The sequence below is a fragment of the Chromatiales bacterium genome (genome assembly GCA_014323925.1).
In the GTDB taxonomy this organism is placed as follows: domain Bacteria; phylum Pseudomonadota; class Gammaproteobacteria; order Poriferisulfidales; family Oxydemutatoraceae; genus SP5GCR1.
This window is the reverse complement of sequence record JACONC010000002.1, coordinates 146,275-171,894: the sequence shown is the minus strand read 5'-3', so window position 1 is coordinate 171,894 and position 25,620 is coordinate 146,275. Positions and strand designations below refer to the sequence as shown.

The 25,620-nt window shown below is 43.4% G+C and carries 29 protein-coding genes and 1 tRNA gene; 11 read left to right on the top strand and 19 right to left on the bottom strand.

The annotated features are described in order from the left end of the window. The first annotated feature begins 28 nt into the window (after positions 1-28). The 9 genes from dnaJ to pgsA all read left to right on the top strand — a co-directional run bounded on the left by dnaJ (position 29) and on the right by pgsA (position 7,902). Complete coding sequence (dnaJ, locus tag GDA45_01715; protein ID MBC6413641.1) at positions 29-1,159, top strand: molecular chaperone DnaJ; 1,131 nt, start codon at positions 29-31, stop codon at positions 1,157-1,159. A 27-nt stretch (positions 1,160-1,186) separates the two neighbouring features. Then, the gene (dapB, locus tag GDA45_01710; protein MBC6413640.1) at positions 1,187-1,963 is read left to right on the top strand and encodes a 4-hydroxy-tetrahydrodipicolinate reductase; all 777 of its coding nucleotides are present in this window, start codon (positions 1,187-1,189) and stop codon (positions 1,961-1,963) included. 93 nt (positions 1,964-2,056) lie between these two features. Then, on the top strand, positions 2,057-2,584 hold the full coding sequence (locus GDA45_01705; protein MBC6413639.1) for a DUF177 domain-containing protein: 528 nt from the start codon (positions 2,057-2,059) through the stop codon (positions 2,582-2,584). Between the two features lie 18 nt (positions 2,585-2,602). Beyond that, complete coding sequence (gene rpmF / locus GDA45_01700; protein ID MBC6413638.1) at positions 2,603-2,812, top strand: 50S ribosomal protein L32; 210 nt, start codon at positions 2,603-2,605, stop codon at positions 2,810-2,812. A gap of 38 nt (positions 2,813-2,850) precedes the next feature. Continuing rightward, positions 2,851-3,867 (top strand): phosphate acyltransferase PlsX, encoded by a 1,017-nt coding sequence (gene plsX, locus GDA45_01695; protein MBC6413637.1) that lies wholly within the window; start codon positions 2,851-2,853, stop codon positions 3,865-3,867. Beyond that, complete coding sequence (locus tag GDA45_01690) at positions 3,867-4,817, top strand: ketoacyl-ACP synthase III (GenBank protein MBC6413636.1); 951 nt, start codon at positions 3,867-3,869, stop codon at positions 4,815-4,817. Before plsX ends, GDA45_01690 begins: the two co-directional genes overlap by 1 nt. 21 nt (positions 4,818-4,838) lie before the next feature. Next, a complete protein-coding gene (locus GDA45_01685) occupies positions 4,839-5,477 on the top strand; it encodes a uracil-DNA glycosylase (protein MBC6413635.1) in 639 nt (212 codons plus the stop codon). A gap of 27 nt (positions 5,478-5,504) precedes the next feature. Then, entirely contained in the window at positions 5,505-7,337 is a 1,833-nt protein-coding gene (gene uvrC, locus GDA45_01680; GenBank protein ID MBC6413634.1) for an excinuclease ABC subunit UvrC, read from the top strand. 7 nt (positions 7,338-7,344) lie between these two features. Continuing rightward, positions 7,345-7,902: a CDP-diacylglycerol--glycerol-3-phosphate 3-phosphatidyltransferase gene (gene pgsA / locus GDA45_01675; protein MBC6413633.1), complete on the top strand. Its 558-nt coding sequence runs from the start codon at positions 7,345-7,347 to the stop codon at positions 7,900-7,902. 292 nt (positions 7,903-8,194) lie between these two features. Here the strand turns inward: pgsA and queC are convergent, their stop codons facing one another. From queC to nudB, 12 genes are all read right to left on the bottom strand, one after another. Next, on the bottom strand, positions 8,195-8,896 hold the full coding sequence (queC, locus tag GDA45_01670) for a 7-cyano-7-deazaguanine synthase QueC (protein MBC6413632.1): 702 nt from the start codon (positions 8,894-8,896) through the stop codon (positions 8,195-8,197). Beyond that, positions 8,893-9,543 carry a 7-carboxy-7-deazaguanine synthase QueE gene (gene queE / locus GDA45_01665; GenBank protein MBC6413631.1) on the bottom strand — a complete coding sequence of 217 codons (651 nt, stop codon included), beginning with the start codon at positions 9,541-9,543 and terminating at the stop codon, positions 8,893-8,895. The genes queC and queE overlap by 4 nt, the downstream gene beginning before the upstream one ends. Positions 9,544-9,546: 3 nt before the next feature. After that, on the bottom strand, positions 9,547-10,467 hold the full coding sequence (locus tag GDA45_01660) for a tetratricopeptide repeat protein (GenBank protein ID MBC6413630.1): 921 nt from the start codon (positions 10,465-10,467) through the stop codon (positions 9,547-9,549). Further along, the gene (tolB, locus tag GDA45_01655; protein MBC6413629.1) at positions 10,464-11,744 is read right to left on the bottom strand and encodes a Tol-Pal system beta propeller repeat protein TolB; all 1,281 of its coding nucleotides are present in this window, start codon (positions 11,742-11,744) and stop codon (positions 10,464-10,466) included. The genes GDA45_01660 and tolB overlap by 4 nt, the downstream gene beginning before the upstream one ends. 2 nt (positions 11,745-11,746) lie before the next feature. Continuing rightward, positions 11,747-12,676 (bottom strand): TonB C-terminal domain-containing protein, encoded by a 930-nt coding sequence (locus GDA45_01650; protein MBC6413628.1) that lies wholly within the window; start codon positions 12,674-12,676, stop codon positions 11,747-11,749. Positions 12,677-12,679: 3 nt separating this feature from the next. Next, positions 12,680-13,105, bottom strand: a complete 426-nt coding sequence (gene tolR, locus GDA45_01645; GenBank protein MBC6413627.1) for a protein TolR — start codon at positions 13,103-13,105, stop codon at positions 12,680-12,682. Positions 13,106-13,107: 2 nt separating this feature from the next. Then, positions 13,108-13,788, bottom strand: coding sequence for a protein TolQ (gene tolQ / locus GDA45_01640; protein MBC6413626.1), 681 nt, complete (start codon positions 13,786-13,788; stop codon positions 13,108-13,110). A gap of 182 nt (positions 13,789-13,970) precedes the next feature. After that, entirely contained in the window at positions 13,971-15,020 is a 1,050-nt protein-coding gene (gene ruvB, locus GDA45_01635) for a Holliday junction branch migration DNA helicase RuvB (protein ID MBC6413625.1), read from the bottom strand. Between the two features lie 21 nt (positions 15,021-15,041). Then, on the bottom strand, positions 15,042-15,629 hold the full coding sequence (gene ruvA, locus GDA45_01630; GenBank protein ID MBC6413624.1) for a Holliday junction branch migration protein RuvA: 588 nt from the start codon (positions 15,627-15,629) through the stop codon (positions 15,042-15,044). Continuing rightward, the gene (ruvC, locus tag GDA45_01625) at positions 15,626-16,120 is read right to left on the bottom strand and encodes a crossover junction endodeoxyribonuclease RuvC (GenBank protein ID MBC6413623.1); all 495 of its coding nucleotides are present in this window, start codon (positions 16,118-16,120) and stop codon (positions 15,626-15,628) included. Before ruvC ends, ruvA begins: the two co-directional genes overlap by 4 nt. Before the next feature lie 2 nt (positions 16,121-16,122). Further along, positions 16,123-16,866, bottom strand: a complete 744-nt coding sequence (locus GDA45_01620) for a YebC/PmpR family DNA-binding transcriptional regulator (GenBank protein MBC6413622.1) — start codon at positions 16,864-16,866, stop codon at positions 16,123-16,125. Positions 16,867-16,951: 85 nt separating this feature from the next. Further along, on the bottom strand, positions 16,952-17,401 hold the full coding sequence (gene nudB / locus GDA45_01615; protein ID MBC6413621.1) for a dihydroneopterin triphosphate diphosphatase: 450 nt from the start codon (positions 17,399-17,401) through the stop codon (positions 16,952-16,954). Positions 17,402-17,519: 118 nt separating this feature from the next. Between nudB and GDA45_01610 the strand changes: the two genes are divergently transcribed. Then, complete coding sequence (locus tag GDA45_01610) at positions 17,520-18,371, top strand: glycosyltransferase family 2 protein (GenBank protein MBC6413620.1); 852 nt, start codon at positions 17,520-17,522, stop codon at positions 18,369-18,371. 22 nt (positions 18,372-18,393) lie between these two features. Here GDA45_01610 and aspS read toward each other — a convergent pair whose 3' ends face one another. The 3 genes from aspS to GDA45_01595 form a co-directional block, all read right to left on the bottom strand. Next, positions 18,394-20,157 (bottom strand): aspartate--tRNA ligase, encoded by a 1,764-nt coding sequence (aspS, locus tag GDA45_01605; protein ID MBC6413619.1) that lies wholly within the window; start codon positions 20,155-20,157, stop codon positions 18,394-18,396. 17 nt (positions 20,158-20,174) lie between these two features. Next, positions 20,175-20,525, bottom strand: a complete 351-nt coding sequence (locus tag GDA45_01600) for a zinc ribbon domain-containing protein (GenBank protein MBC6413618.1) — start codon at positions 20,523-20,525, stop codon at positions 20,175-20,177. Positions 20,526-20,630: 105 nt separating this feature from the next. Beyond that, positions 20,631-20,706: transfer RNA gene (locus tag GDA45_01595), tRNA-Gly, on the bottom strand. A 199-nt stretch (positions 20,707-20,905) separates the two neighbouring features. On the opposite strand from GDA45_01595, the gene GDA45_01590 reads away from it, so the two are divergent. After that, positions 20,906-21,766 (top strand): sulfotransferase, encoded by an 861-nt coding sequence (locus tag GDA45_01590; protein MBC6413617.1) that lies wholly within the window; start codon positions 20,906-20,908, stop codon positions 21,764-21,766. Between the two features lie 445 nt (positions 21,767-22,211). Here GDA45_01590 and alr read toward each other — a convergent pair whose 3' ends face one another. The 4 genes from alr to rpsR all read right to left on the bottom strand — a co-directional run bounded on the left by alr (position 22,212) and on the right by rpsR (position 25,600). Then, a complete protein-coding gene (gene alr / locus GDA45_01585; protein ID MBC6413616.1) occupies positions 22,212-23,285 on the bottom strand; it encodes an alanine racemase in 1,074 nt (357 codons plus the stop codon). A 71-nt stretch (positions 23,286-23,356) separates the two neighbouring features. Continuing rightward, positions 23,357-24,799, bottom strand: a complete 1,443-nt coding sequence (gene dnaB, locus GDA45_01580) for a replicative DNA helicase (GenBank protein ID MBC6413615.1) — start codon at positions 24,797-24,799, stop codon at positions 23,357-23,359. Between the two features lie 18 nt (positions 24,800-24,817). After that, positions 24,818-25,360, bottom strand: coding sequence for a 50S ribosomal protein L9 (gene rplI, locus GDA45_01575; protein MBC6413614.1), 543 nt, complete (start codon positions 25,358-25,360; stop codon positions 24,818-24,820). 6 nt (positions 25,361-25,366) lie between these two features. After that, positions 25,367-25,600, bottom strand: a complete 234-nt coding sequence (rpsR, locus tag GDA45_01570) for a 30S ribosomal protein S18 (protein MBC6413613.1) — start codon at positions 25,598-25,600, stop codon at positions 25,367-25,369. Positions 25,601-25,620 lie beyond the last annotated feature (20 nt).

Below are 25,620 nucleotides of genomic sequence, written 5' to 3'. Positions count from 1 at the left end.
TCAGGCGGTAAGCGGCATAGGGAGTAGACTGATGGCAAAGGAATATTACGAAACGCTGGGAGTTTCACGAACCGCAAGCGGTGATGAAATACGCAAAGCGTATCGCCGTATGGCGATGAAATATCACCCCGACCGCAACAAAGGCGATAAAAAAGCGGAACAGAAATTCAAGCAAGTCAAAGAGGCTTACGACATCCTGTCGGATGATCAAAAGCGTGCAGCTTATGACCAGTTCGGTCATGCTGGTGTGAGTAATAGCAGCGCTGGTGGTAATTACCAGGACATATTTGGCGATATATTCAATAACTTCTTCGATAGCGGCGGGACGGCAGGAGGATTTGGTCAACGGCGTGCCCGCACTGCGTATCGCGGCAACGACCTTGAATATAGCCTGAATATAACACTTGAAGAGAGTGCTTTCGGCACTGAGAAAAAAATCAAAATACGCAGTATGCAAAGCTGCGACAGGTGTAATGGTAGAGGTGCAGAGCCTGGTAGTGGTTTGAAAGATTGTGCGACCTGCCATGGTCGCGGTCAGGTCGGTATGCAGCAAGGTTTTATATCGTTTCAGCAGACTTGTCCAGCCTGTCGAGGACAAGGTCAAGTAATAGAGGAACCGTGTAGTAAATGTCACGGACAGGCGAGAATAGAAGTGCCTAGGACACTATCAGTGAAGGTGCCTGCAGGCATAGATGATGGAGATAATATACGTCTGTCGGGTGAAGGTGAAGCAGGCCTTGGTGGCGGACCGGCGGGAGATTTATTTATAAGAATAATGGTACGCAAGCACGAAGTGTTCAAGCGCCGCGGTGGCGATTTGCTCATCGAGATACCTATTTCTTTTCCAATGGCAGCCTTGGGCGGAGAGGTAGAAATACCGTCTTTGACAGGACGGCTTAAGATCAAAATACCTAAAGGCACGCAAAGTGGTAAAAATTTTAGAATGCGAGGGAAAGGCGTTAAGCATCTGCGAGGAGGTGGCAGTGGCGACTTAATCTGCTCTGTGAATGTAGAAACACCTATCAATCTAACATCTCGCCAAACCGAATTATTAGAAGAACTAAAAGGTTCTTTATCGGGCGCAGAGCACTCTCCGCGTTCTGAGAATTGGTTGGATAGCATTAAAAAGTTTTTGAATAAATTTGACCTTAATATATAATCGCTGGTTTTGCTACTTTGAAAAAAAATGGAACAACAACCAATTAGAATCGCAATCAATGGCGTGGCCGGCCTTATGGGTAGAACAATTGCTAGAGAGATGGCAAACCATGCTGGCATGACTGTTACACACGCCTACGATAACCCCACCTCGCCGGCGATAAAGAAACCTCTATGCGAAATTTCAAAAACAGATATACAAACAATCATCGAACCCTCAGACACGATGGCTGCAGGTGATTTTGATGTACTGATTGATTTTTCGGTAACTTCGTCAGTAATTGATGCAGCACAAAGTTGCGTCGACACCAAACGACCTATCGTCATTGGTGTGACTGGTTTTGACTTTGAGCAAAAAGAAAAACTGCAAACCTTCGCTAAAAACATTCCAATGCTTATGTCGCCGAACATGAGCATGGGTGCCAATCTTTGTTATAAGCTATTAGAATATGTAGCCCGCACAGCTTGGGCTAAAGCTGCACAAGTCGATATCATTGAAACGCATCACAAAGAGAAGAAAGATAAGCCATCTGGGACTGCTCTGAGAATGAGGGATATTATTGCCAAACATAGTGGTGCGCACTCAGATGACATTCCCATAGAGTCGTACCGCGAAGGTCTAATAACAGGTGAGCACAGAGTCTTTTTTTCGCTGAATAGAGAGCGGGTAGAAATTAGACACGAAGCTATGGATCGTTCTGTGTTTGCTAATGGTGCTATACAAGCCGCTCGTTGGCTTGTTGAAACACGGCAAAAAGCAGGTAGAGTTTATACAATGCAAGATGTTATAAAATTTCCTGTATAATTGCCCGTTTCGGCAAGATCGGATTGTGCTAAATACTATTTAGATAAACGAGGTTTGGACAATCCGCCTACAACATATAGAATAAGCAGCCTGATGGTTGAAAGGCTTCCCTTGGTGGTTTGGTATAAAGCACTGGCAAAAAACAAAGCATTTATCAGTGGTCGTTTGACGGTTAAAAAGTTACCTAAGTTATCGCAGTTGTGTCCATCTTGTCACTCATCTATAGAAGCACTACTAGGTTTTGAGTGGAGCTTTGCTTACGATTGTGTCTTGCTGACGATGGAAGTAGATGCAACTTTAGATTTGGAATGTCAACGATGCCTCAATCAAATGCAATGGGGTATACAGCTGCAAAATCAGCTGTGTATTGTTGATAGCAATGCGAAAGCCGGGCAACTGCCGCATAACACCGATTACTATGTTTGTGCATCGGATAAAATGGCTATAGCGGATTTAATAGAAGATGAACTGCTGTTGGTAATACCGCAAAACCCGATGCATAATAGCCGAGACGAATGCAATGCCGATTTTATTAGCTACTTAAATCGTTATCGTCATCGGAGCCAAAAGGATGAGAGCCCGTTTAAGGTGCTAGAGGGAAACATAGAAACAGCAGAGTAATTATTTTTAGGAGATAAAATGGCTGTACAACAAAATAGGAAAACTCGTTCTAAACGAGATATGCGACGCTCGCACGATAAGGTAAAGCCGCCAACATTGTCAGTTGACTCTACAACTGGTACTAAACATCGCCGTCACCATATCAGTAGTGATGGTTTTTATCGCGGTGCGGAAATTATCGCTGACAAAGCAGTATATAACGAAGAGGAAGAAGAAAAAGAAGAATAGGCAAAAGTTATTGCCTTGTTTATATATAACACAATGTTATGAAAGATCGTATCAGCGTAGCGATAGATGCAATGAGCGGCGATCATGGTTTGGATGTGACCTTGCCTGCTGCGGTTGCTGCGATTTCTGAATACGATGACTTGCATTTATTATTGGTGGGTGATCGCTCGCTGATAGAGACGAAAATAGCGACACTAGATATTGATACTAGACAGCGATTAGATTGCGTACACAGCACGCAAATTGTAGAAATGCACGAGCCGCCAACACTTGCTCTTCGTACTAAAAAGGATTCTTCAATGCGGGTTGCGATCAATTTAATTAGGGAAAACCGCGCACAGGCCTGCGTGAGTGCCGGCAATACAGGTGCGTTAACCGCAATATCTCGTTATATATTACGCACTTTAGCGGGCATTGATAGGCCGGCGATCATAACCGCATTACCGACCATGAAAGGACATACTTATATGTTGGATTTAGGTGCTAATGTAGACTGCAAGGCCGAGCACTTATTCCAGTTTGCGGTAATGGGGGCAGTATTGGCATCGGCGTTTGATGGACTGGAGCAGCCTCGCATTGGTCTGCTCAATATAGGTGAAGAAACTATCAAAGGTAATGACCAGATTAAAGAGGCTGACCGTCAGTTGCGCGTTAGTAAACTAAACTATATAGGCTATGTTGAAGCTAATCGTATATACGAAGATGTCGCCGATGTGGTGATAGCCGATGGTTTTGTCGGAAATATTGCGTTAAAGACCGCTGAGGGTACCGCAGCTTTTATAGCGCACTCGCTAAAACAGGCATTTAATCGCAACTTGATGACTAAATTTAGTGCTATGCTTGCTCAGCCCACACTTAAGTTTATCAGTGAGACTATTGATGCGCGTAGTTATAATGGGGCAAGTTTACTAGGCTTGCAGGGTGTGGTTATCAAGAGCCATGGCGGAGCAGATCAGTTGGCGTTTAAGAAAGCGATAGAAGTTGCTCGTCTGGAAGCTATCAAGCAAGTCCCACAAATGATAGATAAACAGCTTGAAGAGATGCTTGTTGAATAATGACTGTATACGCAAAAATAACCGGTAGCGGTTCGTACTTACCTAAGAAAATTCTGAGTAATAAAGACTTGGAGAAAATGGTAGATACTTCGGACCAGTGGATACGCGAACGTACGGGTGTGCAGCAAAGGCATATTGCTGCGGACGCAGAGAGTAGCAGTGCACTGGGTTATTATGCTGCGCTGAAGGCGATGCAGATGGCAGGTGTGGCTAACAAAGATATAGATTTGCTAATTTGTGCGACCACTACCCCTGATAAAGTTTTTCCGAGCAATGCTTGCATAATGCAGCGCAGGTTAGGCATCCACCAATGCCCAGCTTTTGATGTGCAGGCAGTCTGCACTGGTTTTGTTTATGCTTTGGATATAGCGAATCGTTTCATTAAAACCGGCGGTGCCAAATGTGCATTGGTTGTCGGCACTGAGATATTATCCCATATCATTGACTGGAGCGATCGATCAACCTGTGTACTTTTTGGCGACGGTGCGGGTGCTGTTGTGTTGCAAGCCGACACCAAACCCGGCATTTATTCCACCCATATACACGCCGACGGTCAATACGAAGAGTTATTGTATGTCGACGGGATGCCGGCATCAGGAAATTGCTATATCAGAATGAAAGGTAGCGAAGTCTTTAAGACCGCAGTTAAAACATTAGGACAGATTGTTGACGAAACATTGGCAGCGAATAATTTAGAACGCGGTGCTATAGACTGGCTAGTACCCCATCAAGCTAATTTGCGCATCCTTTCTGCAATTGCCAAGAAATTAGCGTTGCCGATGGAGCGCGTCGTTGTTACGGTGGATAAACATGCAAATACATCGGCTGCTTCTATTCCTCTGGCATTAGACGAGGCAATTAGGGATCAGCGTATACAATCTGAGGATACCATAATGCTTGCAGCGTTTGGTGGCGGCTTTACTTGGGGATCTGCATTGCTTAAGTTTTGAACATATCGCATACCCGGCGCCATGTCTCGCTATTTTAATTCTAATTGCCGATGTTGTAGCCGTCTTGCCGATTATCTGAAGCAGACAAAAAAAATATATCCCGATTACCACTGTGCGCCAGTGCCGCCTTTGGGAGCTGAGCGTGCCGATTTGGTGATTGTCGGTTTAGCTCCTGGTAAACACGGAGCTAATCGTAGCGGTAGAGTTTTTACCGGTGACTACGCTGGTCTACTGCTTTATAAAACGCTTCATAAATATGGATTTAGTAATCAACCAGTGTCGACTTCTCGCAAAGATGGATTAAAACTAAAAAATTGCAGAATCACCAATGCAGTGAAATGTCTGCCACCAGATAACAAACCCAATCTTGAAGAAATTAAGGCCTGCAATCGTTTTTTGAGAGCAGAGATACGCGCGTTGCAATTTGGTGCCATCCTCCTCGCATTAGGACATATCGCACATTCAGCTATCGTGCGCGCCTACGGCTTGAAGCAATCAGCATACACTTTTAAGCACGGTGCAATACATACGCTTCCCGCCCGTGTAAGGTTGGTAGATTGCTATCATTGTAGCCGCTATAACATACAAACTGGGCGGCTGAACAAGCGCCAATTTGAAGCAATTTTTGCAAAGATTGCTAAACTAATGTCAGCCAATTAAATAACGACAGAGATCATCAAGGTATATATGGATAGCAAGTTTGATGCCAAGGAATTTATAGCTGCCCTTCCCCATGTATCGGGTACCTATCAAATGCTGAACGCCGACGGTGAGCGATTATATGTAGGCAAAGCCAAAGATCTCAAAAAACGTATCGCATCGTATTTTAGAAAACATGGCTTATCGTATAAAACCAAAAGTATGGTTAATCAAATTGCCAACATTCACATCACTGTGACTCGCACCGAAGCTGAAGCATTGCTATTAGAAAACAACCTAATCAAAAAGTATAAGCCGCGTTACAATGTGTTATTGCGCGACGATAAAAGTTACCCATATATCTATATATCAGATGCCGAGGAATTTCCGCGCATTGCTTTTTATCGCGGCGCTCGTAACAGTAACGAGCAATACTACGGTCCCTATCCTAGTGTTTCTGCTGTTAGATTGACGCTCAATCTATTGCAAAAGTTGTTTAAGCTACGCACTTGTAGGCCTTCATATTTCAAAAATAGGACGCGTCCCTGCTTACAATATCAAATCAAAAGATGCAGTGCACCTTGTGTGGGCTATATCAGCCAACAAAATTATCGAAAAGAATTATCGTACGCAGTGCAATTTTTAAAGGGTAATAGTCGTAGCCTAATTGAATCTTTGATTAATCGTATGGATAAAGCCGCTCAATCCTTGAATTATGAAGAAGCAGCGCACTACAGGGATCAAGTCGCAACTTTGCGCCAAGTCTCTGATCAGCAACTCATTACTGGTGACGGCGGGGATACCGATATTATCGCTGCCAACATTAAAGAAACACACGCTTGCGTGCAAGTATTCAATATCCGCGGTGGAATGAACATAGGTAATAAGGCTTTTTATCCGACCCTACCGAACAACGATATAGATATCGTGCGATTGCTCACTACATTTGCCGGGCAGTATTATCTCCGGCACCCTATTCCGAACGAGATTATTTTCAGTCATCAACCAGATGATCAAGAAACGCTAGCGGCAATGTTAAGTGACAAATCCAATCGCAAAGTGAAACTGCTTAGTCGAGCGATACATGGCAAGAAGAAAAAATATCTGGAACTGGCTATTAAGAACGCCGATATTGCATTACAAGCCAAATTATTATCGCGCACTGGTATGCACAAGCGTTTGCAGAGTATGCAAGAGGCACTCAATTTATCAAAACTACCTACTCGTATGGAGTGCTTTGATGTTAGCCACACAATGGGCGAAAAAACCATTGCGGCTTGTGTTGTATTTGATCAAAACGGCGCACTTAAGCAAGATTACAGGCGGTTCAACATCAATGATATTACCGGAGGAGATGATTACGCAGCTATGCGACAGGTGCTGAAAAGACGCTACACGCGCGTTAAGTCCGAAGGCGGTAAAATACCTGATGTCCTTTTTGTTGACGGCGGTAAAGGGCAAACCAGTGAAGCACAAAGAGTTTTAGCGGAACTGGGGTTAGCCGATGTTACCATCATTGGTATTGCTAAAGGCGCGGAGCGTAAACCAGGACTAGAAACATTGATAAATGGCGAGTTAAACATCGAGATGAAATTGCAGCCAGACTCACCAGCACTGCACTTAATACAACAGATACGAGACGAAGCACATCGTTTTGCTATTGGTGGCCACCGTAGAAAACGCGACAAAGCAAGACGGCGATCTATGCTTGAGGATATAGCAGGGTTAGGGGCCAAACGCCGCCAGTCTTTGTTACGCTATTTTGGTGGACTACAAGGTGTCAACAAAGCTAGCGTAGAGGAACTCAAGAAAGTGCCGGGTATTAGTCTGAAAATAGCGGAGTCGGTATACCGGACATTGCACGAAGAATATGTGAAGTAGCAGCAACATGAACGCAAAAATACCTAATATCCTGACCTTCTCGCGTATTCTGTCAATACCTTTATTGATAGTGTTTTTTTACTTGCCGTATCGTTGGAGTTTATACCTTTGCACATTGATATTCGTAGTTGCAATGTTGACCGACTGGCTGGACGGTTATTTGGCAAGACGTTTCAAGCAACAAAGTGCTTTAGGCACATTCCTTGACCCGGTAGCCGACAAGTTGGTAATCAGTACTGCTTTAGTGTTGATTGTCGGCCGCGAGCAGGACATTATTATTACTTTGCCAGCACTGGTTATTATCGGACGAGAAATCACAGTGAGTGCATTGCGCGAGTGGATGGCAGAAATAGGTAAAAGATCTTTGGTGGCAGTATCCGCTATCGCTAAGTTGAAAACCATTGCGCAAGCTATTGCCATTGGTGTGTTGTTGTGGCACTATCCGGTACTGGGTATAAATATAAATCAAGTCGGTGTAATACTGCTATATTTCGCTGCAATACTCACCTTAATATCTATGCTCGACTACCTAAGGACGGCGTGGAAATCTATGCGTAAAGAATGAACATGACTAGAGATAATAATTGCTAAGTAGTGTTTTGTGTTTATCTACTTAGGATCGCCTCTAGCTTGGCTCTATATGACGGCCAGTATTAAGGAGATTTATAGTTTTGTGCAGCATTGTACCCAAACCCTTTAACATCTTTGTCTGATCTATTGAGAGGCGTAATAATGTCGTCGGCACCGCAGTATTTGGCAAGCGCTATCTCAAATGAGGTACCTGCAACTTTCGCTAATTTTATAAATATTACTTTTTGCTTGTGCGAGATAATCATATCTTTCTAGTAGACTGTTTTTTAGTAATAGCAAGTAGGGTCGGCAATGCCAGCTTCTTTGAAGCCTTGCTGTCTAAAGCGGCAAGCATCGCATACCCCGCAGGCTTTACCTTCGTCGTTAGCTTGATAGCACGAGACAGTTAGCGAATAGTCTATCCCCAGTTTAGTTCCACATTCAATAATTTCTGATTTACGCATGGATATTAGAGGTGTTTTTATACTGATTTTTTTTTGCTGTATGCCGCTTCGGGTTGCTAATTTAGCAATTTCCCTGAAAGCATTTATAAATCCTAAGCGACAATCAGGATAACCTGAATAATCTATCACATTTACACCAATAAATATGGTATCAATATTTAGGCTCTCTGCCCACGCCAATGCAATAGATAAAAATATTAGGTTTCTCGCTGGCACATAAGTAGCAGGGATGGAATCCTCCGGATTGTTCTCATCTTGCAGTGTAGTAGGAACTACGAGTGCCGGGTCGGTTAAAGCGGAACCACCTATTGCATCTAACGGTAGAGAGAAAATAAGGTGTTTTTTTACACCCATAAACTTCACAATCCGTTTTGCCGCTGCAAGTTCTACTGCGTGTCGCTGTCCGTAGTCAAAACTAAGTGCATAACAAAGATAGCCTTGTTGCTTTGCGATTGCCAACACTGTTGCTGAGTCCAGTCCGCCCGACAGTAATACTACAGCACTAGACCGAAAATGAGTATTCACCGTCCGCGTATGTCTCCCCAGAGGATTTTGTGTAACTGCAGTTGCATTCGTACTGGAAGTCCATCAGTGAGTATCCACTCGGCAAGTTTGCCAGCGTTTTGTTTTTCCCATGCCGGTGAAAAAAGCACATTACATTTTTGGTGCAGTGCGTGTTCTTGGAGCAGTGATTTAGCCCAGTCGTAGTCTTTGCGGTCACAAATGACGAACTTAACTTGATCTTTTGCATCTAGTTGAGAGATGTTGGCGTAGCGGTTGCGCTTGGCTTCGCCAGAACCAGGTGTTTTGATATCCATCACGATAGTTACGCGTTTATCTACTGCCGATATATCGTGCGCACCGCTGGTTTCTAAAGACACCAGATAGCCTGTATCGCATAATCTATGTAGTAAATTGAGGCAGCGTTTTTGAGCCAACGGCTCACCGCCGGTTACCGTAACATAGTCAGCTTTGCTCTCTTCAGTGTGTTTGATAATATCGTTTATAGTTACCCACTTACCTTCGCTAAAAGCATATTCGGTATCACAATAACGACAGCGTAAAGGACAACCAGTCAGTCTAATGAACAGAGTCGGTATACCGCTGGTTAAAGACTCACCTTGCAGAGAGTAGAAAATCTCATTGATTTTCAGCGCCTCGGATGGAATCATCAATCAGCGTCCTTTGCTTTCTAACTGCTTCAGTTGATCAGATGCTAGTTTACTTATTTGTTCGTCTTCGGCTTCGTTTTGCAAAAGCTCTAAGACATTGCGAGCAGCCTCCCATTGTTTTTTATTAAGGCGTATATAGGCAATTTTTAGTAGTGCGGATTCTCGTTTCTCGCTATCTTGGTAATTTTCGAGCAGTTGCGTGAAATACGACTGGGCCAGGTCTAAATCACCTTCAGCATAATATGACTCGGCAACCCAATAGCTAGCATCGTCAGCATAACTTCCGTTTGGATAATCCTGTAGGAATCGATTCAGGTTGTCGCGCAGTCGCGTGTAATCGGCACGGTCTAATGCACTGATTGCGCGGCTGTAAGCGGCGTATTCATTGCGGTCTGACAATTCTTTAGGTTTTATAGGAATTGCTTTTTCTTTAATGGCTGGTGCAGTATCGGAAGGAGGCGTGATGTTAGCTTGCTCAGTTTCGGTAGCAGGAGGGGCAGATGGTTGCGGTGCTTTTTCTTCCAATGTCCTTATTGCGCGTGCGAGTTTATCTAAGCGTCCGTTCATTCGGTTAACTTCTCGCTCTAGTTTCTGCATGTTATTGGTCAACTTTTTTATCTGGGTATTCGCTGCGCTATCTACTTTGGTGGACCTCAGCGGCACGGTAGATGTTGTTGGCATAATGTCCATTAGTTGTTCATCCAGATTCTCTTGGAAGGTTTGTAGCTTATATTGTGTTATCTCATTTTGATTGCGCAGTTCGTTTACTTCATTCCGTAATTGATCGATCGTATCAAGTACTTCGGTGAGTAAAGGATTATTTTGTTCTTGTGCAGATACATTTACATAGATGTTTATGCATAATACTATTACCAAAAGCAAGCATTTGCGCGTTATATTTTTACTGCGAGGCTGTATAGTCATTGCTGTATTAGCGGGGACCAAGCAATGCCTCTGATGTTATTGGCTTCAACGGGAATGAGTTCTCCTAAAGCACCGTCAATGGTTAATAGTCCGATTGCCGATTTGCCATTTTGCGTTGTAATGTAGCTTAGTAGATGTCCATTGGGTGCGAAGCGAGGTCTTTCGTCAAGACCACCGAAGCTCAACACGAGTTCATTATCATCCGTTAAATCGCGTATTACTACGGAAAATCCGTTGCTTCGCTGACTGATGTAAGCAAGTTTGGTTTTGTCGGTGGATACATCCGCATCGGCGTTATAGTTACCTTCAAAACTCAAACGTGTGATTTCACCATCGCTTAGAGATACGCTATATAACTGTGGAGATCCGCTACGGTCTGAAGTAAACACCAAGGCATCATTTCCTATCCACGCGGGTTCAGTGTCTATTGCAAGGCTTCGGGTTACTTGAGTGATTTCTTGGTTATCAAAACGATAAGTATAAATATCAGAGTTGCCGTTGCGTGACGCGACAAAGCTCAATCTATTGTTGTCAGAAGACCAAGCAGGTGCATAAGCGGAACCTATTATTTCGGATAGATTGTTGCGCTGTCCAGTACTTAATACTTGTAAAAATATCTGCGCTTCGTTATTCTCATAGGATACATATGCAATACGTTTATAATCGTGGGACCAAGTCGGCGACATCAGTGTAGCGTCCGAAGTATAGATGGCAGACGCATGCCAGCCATCAGCGTCGGCGATGTTCAAATAGAATTTGCGTTCTTTAGGTCCTAGTCTATCCGAACTGATGAATGCCAAGCGCGTACTGAAAATCCCGGCAATGCCGGTAAGTTCTTCGTAGATTAAATCGCTCGCATAATGTGAAACGGTTTTAATGAGATTATCTTTAAGGCTAAACTTCCATTCTTTAGTTGTGCTTTCTTTGACAGCATCGTCTAAGCGGACGATTAATGTGGAGTCATCAACGATACCTGATATTATCTTTTCGGCGCCGTTGGCCAACCAATCGGCGTAGTTGATCTTATCATTGGGCGTTGAAAGTTCAGAAAAGTTTTGATTATCTAAGATATAAAATAAACCGCTGTATGCTAAATCAGATGCAATAATCTCACTATAATTACGTGGCACATTCGTGGGTTCTCCTACAAAAGGTAATACTACAATCGGCACACCACCGACTACACCTTCGGTTATTTCTATTTTCAATTGGGCTTGTACATTGGTAGAAAAACAAAATAATATAAGCAATATTGTTATCTTACATCGTGCGCACATAATCAGTAATCTCTCTTAAAGGTAAATTCTATCTCTGATGCGAATACATCCGCCGAAGGAGGGGTAGGAAAAGGGTTAGCTTTCCATACTGCTTCTTCTACTGAACGGACGAATAATTTATCACCTTCGCAGCGTATAAAGTTGACACTCAATATAGCACCTTGCTGGTCTTGGCGTATTTTCAATATGCATTCACCGCCCTTGATGCTAGTCGGGGGTTTTTTCCAGTGTTGTTCGACACTATTGCGAATCATTTGTTCGTATTGTCGTTGCCAAATTGCGATTTGTTTTTTGCGCATCTTCAATCGTTCGGCTTCTTCTTTTTTTCTATGTTCAGCCAGGCGGCGCTGTTCTTCTTCTAACTGCTTTCTCTTTTCTTCCTCCAGTCGTCTTTTTTCTTCAGCGGCGCGCTTTTGCTCTTCCTCCAGCCGTCTTTTTTCTTCGGCGATGCGCTTTTGCTCTTCCTCTAGTCGTTTTTGTTCTTCGGCTAGTCGTTCTTTTTCTATACGCTCTTGTTCTTTACGCCTTAATTCAGCTTGCCTTTGCTGTTCTTGTTGCTCTGCACGCAATTGTTCTAGACGAGCTTCTTCCTGCTTTTTCTGTTGTTCTTGTAATTTCTTTTGCTTCAACAGTTCAGCTTGTTTTTGTTCTTCGGCCAGCCGTCGGGCGCGTTCCTGCCTTTCTCTTTCAAGCTGCAGGGCATGTTCTTTTACCAATGCTTCTTGCTGTTTGCGCTCGTAATATGTATTAATCTCTTGCTGTGTAATCACTTCGGCATCAATGCTCTCAGGGACGGTTGGCGGTGGTTGTGCTGTTATCGAAGCGGGAGCGGTACAGGTCTTAAGGGAAATTGCAACGGTCGAAAAAAACAACAGATGCAGTAATACTGAGATTACTGTAGAACTTATATAGATATTGCGCCGTTTGCGCATCGGTTACTCGGCAATCGGTTGGGTGACCAAGCCTATTTTTGCGGTTCCAGCTTTTTGTAATGCAACCATCGCTTTCATCACATGTTTGTACGGTGCATTACGGTCACCTCTCACATAGACCGTATCATCAGGATTTTGTTCCAGCAAGATAGTAGCCTCTCTGATTAGAGTCTCCTCTGGCAAGGGTTGATTGGCACGCGAACCTTGATTAATAAAAAAATTACCGACCGTATCAACGGTGATAATCAAAGGTTCTTGTTCGCTATCTTGCGGAAGTAACTCGCTATTGCTTTCCGGTAACTCTATTTCCACACCTTGTTGTATCAGCGGCACTGTAACCATGAAGATAATCAGTAACACTAGCATGACATCTATATACGGGACTACATTAATTTCGGCAATGGCTTTATTGCGTTGTAGTGTTCTCATTATTACGAATTGTTTTTATGCAGGATTTGCCGATGCAGTATTGCGGTGAATTCTTCTATAAAGTTATCGTAGCGGGAAATCAATAGGTTGCTATGCTCGCTAAAACGATTGTATGCAATGACTGCGGGAATCGCAGCAAATAATCCTAGTGCCGTTGCCACCAACGCTTCGGCAATTCCGGGAGCAACCAGAGAAAGCGTTGCTTGTTGAACATCTTGTAATGCCAGAAAGGCATGCATAATGCCCCAAACAGTACCGAACAAACCAACATACGGAGAGGTCGAAGCAACCACTGATAGGAAATTCAAATGCTTGTTCCAGTTGTCAACTTCTCTGGCTAATACAACTTTCATAGAGCGCACTGCAGTATCCGCGATCGCCAACGGCGACAACGAGTCTTGTTTATGTAAGCGTATGTATTCGTTAAATCCACTATAGAATATTTTTGCCATACCTTCTTGCTCTTGCTCATTAATTTCTTTATACAGTTCGCTTAATTCCATGCCTGACCAAAAACGCTCCTCAAATCGGGCGGCTTGCATTTTTATACGACGGAATTCCCGCCATTTCACAATGATTGCACTCCAACTCAAAACTGAAGCTACTATCAGTACTAGGAGGACCAGCTGTACTATGAAAGTAGCCTCGCTAATCAAAGAAAAGAAACCGATTTCAGATTGCATATACTTAATTCTCCTTCAGGTTTGATTAATTAACATATATCTATGGGAGTTCTTTTTTCATTGCCTATGATACCCTATTCTAAGGCTTGTTTCACCCCATATACGAAACTGTGCTGTGGCTGGATAAGATTTATATAGACTGGATTTGTTGTCGTTATTGAATTGGTGTTCGCGGATTTGTATTAGAATAGGCTTTGCTTAGGGTCGGCGGCTTGCGGGGCTGAAGGAGAGATTTCATAGCCTAAATGGCGGTATGCGGATTGGGTAGCTAGTCGCCCACGTGCGGTGCGGATGAGAAATCCGCTCTGTATTAAAAAGGGTTCTATCACATCTTCAATAGTGCCGCGCTCCTCACTAATTGCAGTAGCTAAATTGTCTATACCGACCGGCCCGCCAGAGAATTTTTCTATGATAGTCTCTAACAGCTTGCGGTCCATTGCATCAAAGCCATGTCTATCTACATTGAGCATACTGAGAGCTTTGTTTGCAACTACCTGATTGATGGCATCATTCGCTTTGACTTGTGCATAATCTCGTACTCTGCGTAGCAGACGATTAGTGATGCGCGGTGTGCCGCGCGAGCGGCGGGCAATCTCAAGTGCGCCGGCTTCATCTATATCTGTATTGATGATACGCGCACTGCGCTTTACGATTTGCGCAAGTTCTTCGGTGCGATAAAAATCCAAGTGCTGGGTTATACCAAAACGATCTCGCAAAGGAGAGGTTAACAATCCAGTGCGCGTGGTAGCACCAACTAGAGTAAATGGTGGTAAATCAAGTTTTATAGATCGTGCCGCAGGTCCCTCACCTATAACGATGTCTATTTGAAAGTCTTCCATTGCCGGATAGAGTATTTCCTCTATTGCTGGACTTAGGCGATGAATCTCGTCAATGAATAATACCTCTTTAGGTTCTAGGTTGGTTAATATGGCAGCGAGATCGCCGGCTTTTTCCAAGATAGGTCCGGCGGTTTGCCGAAGGTTGACGCTCATTTCGTTAGCGATAATGTGGGCGAGTGTCGTCTTGCCCAGACCTGGTGGCCCGAAGATCAACACATGGTCTAATGCGTCACCACGACTGGTGGCTGCGGTAATAAATATGTCCATTTGCTCTTTTACCGTGGATTGCCCTATATAATCCTTTAATCGGCGAGGGCGTACATCATCGTCGCTTTGTATCTCATCGATATTTTGTTGACCGCTCAGCAACGCATTGTTTGTTTCATTATCCATTTTTTAGGTTGGTATGCGTATTTAAATTTTTAATCGTAGTGCCTCGCGGATAATTGCTTCTACCGTCTTACCTTCGGTGCGTACCTTTTTAATCAAGTTTCTTGCTTCACTCGGCTTATAGCCCAGTGCTACTAGAGCATTGGATGCGGGCTGTGATTGGTCGCTAGAAGTGTTTGCAGCAGCGGTCTCAGGCGTTTGCCAGAACTCATCCTTGAAGCGATCTTTCATTTCAACGATGAGCCTTTGTGCGGTCTTCGTGCCTATTCCCGGCAACCTGGATAATGTTGCCACATCTTCATTTTCTATTGATTGCCTAAACACATTTTCTTCCATGCTAGAGAGTATCGCCAATGCCATTTTAGCACCGACACCGCGTACTTTAAGTAGTTCTTTGAACAAGGCTTTGTCATATTCGTTGATAAAAGCGTATAGCGTGTGCGCATCTTCTCGTACAACCTGATGGGTTAGTACAATAACTTGCTCACCGATTTCTGGGAGTTTATAGAAGGTCGACATCGGCGCTTGCAATTCATAAGCTATGCCGCCGACTTCAATCAGCAGATAGGGTGGTGATTTTAGAATCAATTCACCGATTAGACGAGCAATCATTGTTGTGCCTTGAGTATTTTATCCATTGACATTGCAAAAGCATGGCATAAGGCGATGGCGAGCGCATCGCTTTCATCGTTTTGATGCCGTTCCATAATGCCGAGCAGACGGCAGGCCATATATTTGACCTGATTTTTATCAGCCGCACCGTTACCGGTTATGGTCTTTTTAACAAAGCGTGCGCTGTATTCGTGTACCGTGAGACCGGCTTTGACGCCAGCACAGATCGCAACACCTCGTGCTTGACCAAGTTTGAGTGCCGAATCCGCATTTTTAGACATAAACACATTTTCTACGGCCATCATTGCAGGTTGATAAGAAGTTATGATATCGCAGACACCATCATAAATCCCCGCTAGACGTTCTATAGAACCTAAAGAAGAGAGCTTAATTTGACCACTGGTGATGTAGCGATTTGCGCTACCGTTGCTTTCTATAACTGAATAGCCGGTAGAGAGCGAACCGGGATCTATGCCCAATATACGCTGCATTATTATCCCGTACCGTCGTTTATAGTTGTATCTGTAAAACCGGCGTTACAATAAACATTTTGGACATCATCGCAATTCTCTAAGGCTTCTAACAAATTTATTAATTTACCGCTGTCGCTGCCGTTCAGTGGCACTAGGTCAGTCGGCCGCATTTCTATCTCTGCGGAGTTTGGTTCGTATCCTGATGCAGTCATCGCTTGTTTGAGTTTGAGTAAATTTTCCGGCTTAGTCAAAATCTCTATATTATGCTCATTTTCTATGTCATCTGCACCGGCTAAAGTTGCTGCTTCTAGAATTGCTTCCTCATCAAGGTCGGGCGGATAACTGAGTACACCGTGCTGTTTGAATAAATAGGAGACTGAACCTGAAGTGCCTAAATTACCACCGAAACGGGCAAAAGCGTGGCGTATTTCCGAGACACTGCGGTTTTTGTTATCGGTCGTGCATTCTACCAATATCGCAACTCCACCAGGCCCGTAACCTTCGTAGTTGATGTTCTCGTACACCGCGCCTTCTATCTCACCACAGCCTCGTTTGATAGCTCGCTCGATGCTGTCTTTGGGCATATTCGCAGCAATAGCTTTATCTATAGCCAGACGCAATCTAGAGTTGCTTTCCGGGTTTATATCACCCAACCGTGCGGCCACAGTAATTTCACGGATTAAACGAGTAAATAGTTTGCCTCGCTTGGCATCTTGGGCCTTTTTACGATGTTGTATATTTGCCCATTTACTGTGCCCAGCCATAGAAAATTCCTTTTGTTATGTTGTATGGTAAATTGAATACTTAGTTTATCAGTTTAATAGCTGCACTACCACTATACACCTAGCATCAGGCAGAGTTGATAATATTACTAATTGCATCTCTATTGGTATGAGAATTAATACGCAATATAGCTTCGGGTATCGAAAGCCAGCGATATTCGCTATGCTCTCGTTCATCCAGTACGATGCGACACCGTGTTTTTATTTTCAAGCTATATAAATATTCTTTATTAGATATAACACCCGGAGCGTAACGATGTCGCCAAACAGGATAAATTAAAAACTCGTTGCAAGTATGGTGATCGACTAATGTACTGATATCGGATAAGCCAGTTTCTTCGCAGAGTTCTCTGCGTGCGGCTTGTATCGGAGTTTCATCCCATTCCAAGCTGCCGGCTACTGATTGCCAAAAATAGTCCGGGTATTTACGCCGCAACGCTAAAATTTCATTTTCTTGCGTATAGACTACAACGAGTACCGATTCCGGACGTTTGTATAAATGCTCCTGTTCCCCCATATGCATGTTTGATGATATTACTTTAGAATTAACTTGTTTTAATGTTGTATTATAAACACCTGCATAATTCTATACTTAGATAAACATAATTAAAGTAACAATCAAAGACTTTTCGCTTATGAAATTTTCTGTGATTATCCCAGTGAGAAATAATCGTTCGGAATTAAAAGAGTTACTGGAGACGATTGAACAGCAAAGTTATACGGAGCCTTTCGAGACGATTATCGTTGATCAATCGGACATTAAAGGAGAACCGCTTAAGGTGACGCGAGGTCCCTGTCAATGGTTTCGTATGGAAGGCACTGGTGTTGCCCGTTCGCGCAACTTAGCATTTAACCATGCGAATGGAGACTATTTAGTATGGGCCGATTCTGATATGCGCTTTAAGACGGATACGCTAAGCAATGTAGATAAGATTACTAATGACTATCCGCAATATGATGCTATCTGCGGTGCTTGTATTAACCTAGAAGACGGCAAACCTTATTTGCGTTATTCGTACAACCAACCGCAGCGTATCAATTTCGATAATTACCATTGCTGCTTAGGTGTGATGGTCGTTAAAAGGAGTATTTTATCCGAGGTTGGATTATTGGATGAATGTTTGGGTACTGGTGGACGATACGGTGGCAGTGAGGAAACTGATTGGGTGTTACGCATGCTCGGACATGGTTGCCAGCTGTTGTATCACCCTGAACATGCGGTATTACACCCGCGTTTGGATGCCGATAAGATGCAGTTAAGAGAATGGGTACGCAGGCATTACACTTATGGTATGGGGCGCGGCGCAATGTTGCGCAAGCACTCACGAATTAAGCCGATCTGGGCGATTAAGCATTCGCTATTGGCGCTGATAAAGCCTGCAGCAGGGATTTTAATAGAAATTCTACGCTTGCGCGGAAAGCAAGCTCTGCGCTATGCTGCATCGATAGTCGGCAGGTTACACGGCTTCTTATCTTATAAACCTTGACGATGTTATCAAAGATGCCGCTCTATTTACTCTGCTTTAGATGGAGTTCCTTTAATTGCGTTGCGGCTACTGAGGCTGGTGCGTCGGTGAGCGGGCACGATGCGCTCTGTGTTTTAGGAAATGCAATGACATCACGGATGGATTTGCTTTTGCTCATCAACATTGCGATCCTATCCAAGCCAAATGCAATACCGCCATGCGGTGGGCAACCGTAGCTTAGTGCCTTTAACAAAAAGCCAAATTTTTCTTCGGCTTCGGCATCATTTATGCCTAAGATATTAAATACCTTACGCTGTGTAGTTGGCTCGTGTATGCGTATAGAACCGCCGCCTAATTCTACGCCGTTTATCACCACATCGTAGGCGCGCGATAAACAAACGTTGAGATTTTCTGGAGACAGTTCGGCGTCTAATGCTGGTGCGGTGAAAGGGTGGTGCATGGAATCCCACCGCTTGGTTTGGTAGTTATATTCAAACATTGGAAAGTCGATAATCCATAACGGTTGCCACTCACAGTCTTTGTTTAGCAAATGCAGGTCATTAGCAATTCGGACGCGCAATGCTCCTAGCGAGTCGTTGACTATATTTTTATGTGCAGCCCCAAAGAATATCAGATCGCCGTCGTGTGCTTCAGTGCGTTCTATAATCTGTGTAATCACATCGTCAGAGAGAAATTTCAAGATCGGGGATTGCAACCCTTTTCTGCCTGATGCGATAGCTTCGCATTTAATATAGGCCAGTCCTTTTGCACCAAAACGAGCGACATAATCGGTGTAATCGTCTATTTCTTTACGGCTTAGCCGCCCTCCTTGTGGGATTTTTAATGCTGCCACCCGTCCAGCCGAGTCTTTGGCAGGTTGCGAGAATACTTTGAATTCTACATCACACATTAAATCGGTTAACTCAGTCAGCTCCAGTGGAACGCGTAAGTCTGGGCGATCGCAGCCGTAGCGCGCCATGGCATCGGCATAGCGCATGCGCTGGAAGTCCGGCAGTTCTACATCAAGCACGCATTTGTACAGATGCTTTAACATCTGCTCTATCAATTCCATAATAGCAGTCTCATCCATAAAGGAAGTTTCTATATCCAGTTGACTAAACTCAGGTTGACGGTCGGCACGTAAGTCCTCGTCGCGAAAGCAACGCGGCATTTGATAGTAGCGATCCAATCCACCAATCATCAATAGCTGCTTAAACAGTTGAGGGGATTGCGGCAATGCATAAAAGCTTTGTGGGTGTACGCGACTAGGCACTAAGTAATCGCGCGCCCCCTCAGGTGTTGCACGGGTTAAAATTGGTGTTTCAATTTCAATAAATCCATGTTTATCCAAAAAGGTATGTAAGGTTTTGAAAATTTCGGCGCGCATCTTGAGGTTAGCGAACATTTGCGGGCGACGCAAATCTATATAACGGTAGCGTAGCCGTATCTCTTCGTTTACATCGTGGTCTTCTGGTTGGAATGGCGGAGTATCAGCTTTGTTGAGTATAATCAAAGATTCACACAGTAATTCAACTTCTCCGCTTTTGAGCTCCGGGTTTTCGGTGCCGGCCGGTCGGCAACGTAAGTGTCCTTTTGCTTGTAGCACAAATTCGTTGCGTATCTTTTCGGCAGTTAGGAAAACTTCAGCATTGGAAGGATCAGCAACTAACTGCAATAAACCTGCGCGGTCGCGCAAGTCTATAAATATAACGCCGCCGTGGTCTCGTCTGCGATTGACCCAGCCGCAAACGCTTATTTCTTGTCCGATTAAATGTCGGTCTATTTCTCCGCAATAATGACTACGCATGTCAACGACTAACTAGTTTAAGGTTTTGGTGCTTTATTGCTTTGTTGCTTAGGCTTATCACTTTTAGTGGCGGTCGACTTTTTGCTATTAACATCGCCGGAACTAACGGTGTTTGCCTTTTTAGCATCTTTGCCTTTAGCCGTATCAGGCTTTGGTTCTTGCGTAGTTACCAGATTACGCTGATTTTTTGTTTTGAAATCAGTTTCGTACCAGCCCTGCCCAGCCAATCTAAAACCTGCTGCTGAGACTAGTTTTTTAAGGGTTGCTTTATGACACACAGGGCACTCTCGTAGAGGCGGCTCTGATATTTGTTGCAATATTTCGACGCGCTCTTCGCAAGCATCGCAAAGGTATTCGTAAATAGGCATTAAAATTATCCTCTTGTTCTAATTATGTCCTATTATAGCGAAGTTTAGACTAATCGGATTAAGGGATCCCTCTTAATCATTGACCAACGCAAAGGTGCATAGGAATGGAGCGGGAGACGGGGTTCGAACCCGCGACCTCAACCTTGGCAAGGTTGCGCTCTACCAGCTGAGCTACTCCCGCGTCAGTTCGCTATTGTCTAATAATGAAATACCATAGTCAATGCTTTGTGCTTACAGCATCGTACAGCACTTTGAAAACTAAAGAAAATTTTTATATAATGAACAGTAAAAAAATTGCTCCAGGTGCAAGCTTTACAAAAGAAACTATCAACATACCTAATAGCAGATACAGCCAAATCTAAAAAAGTCAAAAGTCAATTATGTCTACTGGCACAAAAAGCGAATACAGCCTATCCTTAATAGAGGAAATAGAAGAGGAGTATTTTAGCAAGTTACATACAATAGTATTGACCATAGGTTTTCATAGGAGCGGATCTTCTCTAGTCGGTTATTTATTAACTGCACATCCCAATATTGTTATGGGGCATGAACCCAATATAAGAAAGTACCACTCAGACCTCAAGCTATTACTATTTCGTGTTTTATATGTTGATAGAGATAGGTTCACTAGAGCAGAAGCAAAGCAAAAAATAGGCATCAATAAAATAGTATTGCCTGCATACGAAGTTCAGCCGCATACAGCTAATCATGCTGAACGTTATGTTCTTGTTCCGAATCAATGGCAAAATCGCTGCGAATCCCTGGAAGTGTTGGGTATTAAACAATCTTATAGCACAGTACAGCTTTTCAATGATAAAAAAACATTCAAAGAATTCACTAAGGCTGTTGAAAAGAGGGGAATATCACTGAAGTTTATTTTCACGGTGCGTAATCCCTATGATATGATAGTGCCTAAAAAAAGAACACTGAATGATCAAATTACAACTTATGAGAAGCATGCCCCAATTTGCAAAGATCTTCTCAGCCGGATACAAACAGAAAGTGTATTTATGAATAAACATGAAGATATGGTGGCTAACCCCAAAGATCAATTAACTAAGTTATGCCATTTCTTAAAAGTTGAAGCCGATCAAAATTATTTGAATGATTGCGTATCGGCAGTTTGCCCAACCCCAAGAGAGAACCGCTATAAATCTGATTGGTCTGCAGAACAAAAGGAAAGGGTTGCAAAGCTAATAGAACATTACGATTTCTTCTCAGGATACAGCTGGGCGTCTTGAACTGAACCTGTCAGCTATTTTGTGTATATTGATTTTCAATATCAAATCTATATTCGTACTCGATAGCTGATCGGTTCATCGCCGGTATCCAATGCTGTATCGGCATCGTCCAATAATCATTTAGATTCGGCTGATTTACTGTAAGCTAAACGCTTGGGCATATGCAATGCCTGGGAAGCCAGAGGTGACACACCAATGCCAGATATGAACTAAAAGTTAGCCCATATGATTGGTACACCTCTGGCGCTTTAACTATAGAACTCTAAAGGCAACTTGGGACTTATTAGATCTCGTATTTACCTGTTTAAGTATCGTGATCAGGGCTTTTCTAGACCATGTTTATGGTGACCATACCATCTACTTAATGTCAACTACGTGTACGATGCCAAGACAGGTGTCGAGTACTATACACTCCAACTTTAGTTTGACCTGCGTTATTGCTGTGTTATGTCAGTATAGTCGCGGTTGAACTGACCGAACATAATAATTCGTAGGGGATAGTAGAAGCACATTCGGCAATTTCGCCGACCGAAATATGCTCTCCCCATAGTTCGACATTATCGCCTATAGATGGGTCTACACCTGTTGCATCCACCGTAATCATATCCATAGACACACGCCCTGCTATATGACACCGCTTATCCGATAGCCAAATCGGTGTTCCTGAAATTGCATGCCATGGATAACCATCTCCGTAACCAGTGCCTATAATAGCGGCGCGGGTCTTTTTCTTACATATATATTCACCGTTGTAGCCTAAGCGATCACCCTTTTCAAAATTACGAACGGCGATAACCGGAGCGGTTAAGTGCATTACTGGGGTCAGTTTATTTTTATGTGTAATAGGAGTATTTTTAGCTGTTACTCCGTAAACTGCGAGCCCTGCTCTAACCCAATCCTTATGGGATTCGGGTAAACTTAATGCCGCCGCAGAATTGGCGATTGATGCTTGCAAACCTTCTTTTTCATAATAAGCGCAAAGTTCGTCGAATTTTTGCAACTGTGCTCTAGTGAGTTGTTCATTGCTGTCGGAGCAGGAAAAATGCGACATTAATACGGGTGGATTGCGTAGACCGCGTAAACCAAGCACTTTAGGTACCACATTTTTATGTTGTGATAAACGAAAGCCCAAACGGTGCATACCAGTATCAAATTTAATCCAGCATTCAACTCCTAAATTGTGGTTTTGTTTTAAGATGTCAATCTGTCGTCGGCAATGCACAACCAATGTCAGGTTATAATCGCTAGCCAGTTGTATATCTTGCAGTTCGTGTGCGCCTTGCAGGATGATGATTTTATTTGTAATACCAGCACGACGCAGTGCGATGCCTTCGCTGACGAATGCTACCGCCAAGCTATCTGCGTATCCCAGTGCTTTGGCAACTCTCAGCAGGCCGTGTCCGTACGCTTCCGACTTGATTACTGCGATTACTTTAGCGGACGCACAAATATCTCTCAGGTAATCGTAGTTATTTTTAAGTGCCTGTATATTTAAGCGTTTGGTGAGAGAGCGAATCATGGTTAGGATGAGGCGATGGTGAAGAGAAGTTGACTCATAATAACGGTACCAAGGTAATCAATAAGAACTGTCTACATGTCTCTGTAATGTGCGATTGGTTTTGGTTCAGACATCGGCTGCGGATTACTCATAGTCTCTATGGAGTCTTCTGAAACATAATTCTCAAAACGGGTATGCATACCTATGAATGTTAGTTTAGTATTGAATGTCGGACCATTGCGTTGCTTTACTACATCTATGTTAACGATACTGCCGCTTCTTTCAGGTGTCTCTTCTTGATAGGTGTCTTCGTATTCGGGGTATATGACCATAATGAGGTCAGCGTCTTGTTCTATAGCACCCGACTCGCGTAAGTCAGACATTTGTGGCTTACTTTTTGGCCTACTTTCAATATTTCGATTAAGCTGAGACAAGGCTACGATTGGCACATTTGTTTCTCTAGCGAGTGATTTCAATGCTCGGGAAATACCCGATATTTCAGTGGCACGATTCTCAACATTTCTACCAGTGTGCATCAACTGCAGATAATCAACTATGACTAAAGCAAGGTCGTCGTGTTCGTGTTTTAGCCGCCTAACCCGTGAACAGATTTCTAATGGTGTCAATGCATTGCTGTCGTCTATATACAGAGAGGCTTTCTTAAAAAGACCACACCATTTCGTCAGGCTTGCCCATTCGGCATTGTTCAATTGGCCGCTTTTCATATTCATTTGGTTGATTTTTGCAACTGAAGAGAACAATCGGCTGACAATTTGTTCAGAGGACATTTCCATACTGAATATTACCACCGTTCCTTGGGTTTTCTCAATTGCTATGTGCTCAGCGATATTCAACGCCAAGCTCGTTTTACCCATAGAAGGCCGTCCGGCAATAATGATTAAATCGCCCTTTTGTAGCCCGTTGGTTTTCTCGTCGATGATGTTGAAGCCAGTTGGCATACCAGTTATAGCATCATTCGACTCTGAGCGCTCGCATATTCGGTCGTATACTATTTTGCTTAATTCGACAAGCGATAAGATTTCGTTGCTCTTTTGATTTTCCTCCGACACACTCAGTATTAGGTTCTCGGCATAGCTTAGCAGATCCTGATTGTCTTCGCTGCTCTTATCATAGGCTCGTTCTATAACTTCGGTGGCAGCACGGATAAGCCTGCGCTTGGTGGCGTGTTTACGGACAATTTCAGCATATGCCCTTATGCGTGCGGCACTTGGTGTTTCTTTAACCAGTGATGCTAAATAAGACAGAGTATGTTCATCCAGATTCTTTGAATTTTTTAGAAAGTTGGATACAGTAATAAAATCACAAGGTTCGCCGCGATGGTTCAAACGACAAATTGCATCGTATAAAGTACGGTTGCGTTTTTCGTAGAAGTCTCCTAGACTGAGAAAGTCGGCAATTTTATCAAACGCCTCACTGTCTAAAAGTAACCCTCCGATAACCGCTTGTTCGGCTTCTGTTGAGTGTGGAGGAATACGAGCATCTGAAGTACTTTTATCTAGATGAAAATCTTCCATCAGCTCATACTCAGTGCTTTAATCGCTACCGGTTTCCGGTTGCTCAGCGGATTGTTGGGATGAATCATTTTTAGGTTGCTGTTGCTTGGTATTATTTTTGTCACCTGAACTCTGGGCTGCTATTACTTGCAGTTGAGTTTGTATTTGCACATCACTATGCAGACTGAATATTACTGGGTGTGAACCAATAGTACGTATTTGACCCTGAGGAAAATTAATGTCTTGTTTCTTTATTTCCACCCCACATTTTTGCACAATCATATCAGCGATTTCAGCGGCCGATACCGAACCGTATAACTGTCCATCCTCCATAGCTTGAACGACAAGGCTGAGTTCTAAATCTTCTAGCTTATCACCAAGTTGCTTAGCTGCTGCGCGTTCTTCTGATACCTGCTTCTCGTATTCGGCGCGCCGTTGTTCAATCTCTAAACGATTCTCTTCAGTTGCAAATTTGGCTTTCTGGTAAGGGATCAAGTAGTTTCGTGCATACCCACAGCGCACTTCCACAAGGTCGCCTATATCACCTAAATTTTTAATTTTGTCTATTAAAATCACTTCCATTATTCGTTATGCCTGTCCTTGTTTATCGGTATACGGTAGCAATGCTAGATAGCGCGCTAGCTTAATAGCGTTGGACAACTTGCTTTGATACATCGCTCTAGTACCCGTTACTCGCTGCGGAATAATTTTACCAGTATCGGAGATGTATTCTTTCAAGAGTTCTATATTCTTATAGTCTATCTGCTGATAGTTCTCTTTTGTAAAGTAACGGTATTTTTTACTTTTTTGCTGTATCAGCATGTTCGGTTTTTTTGAGTATA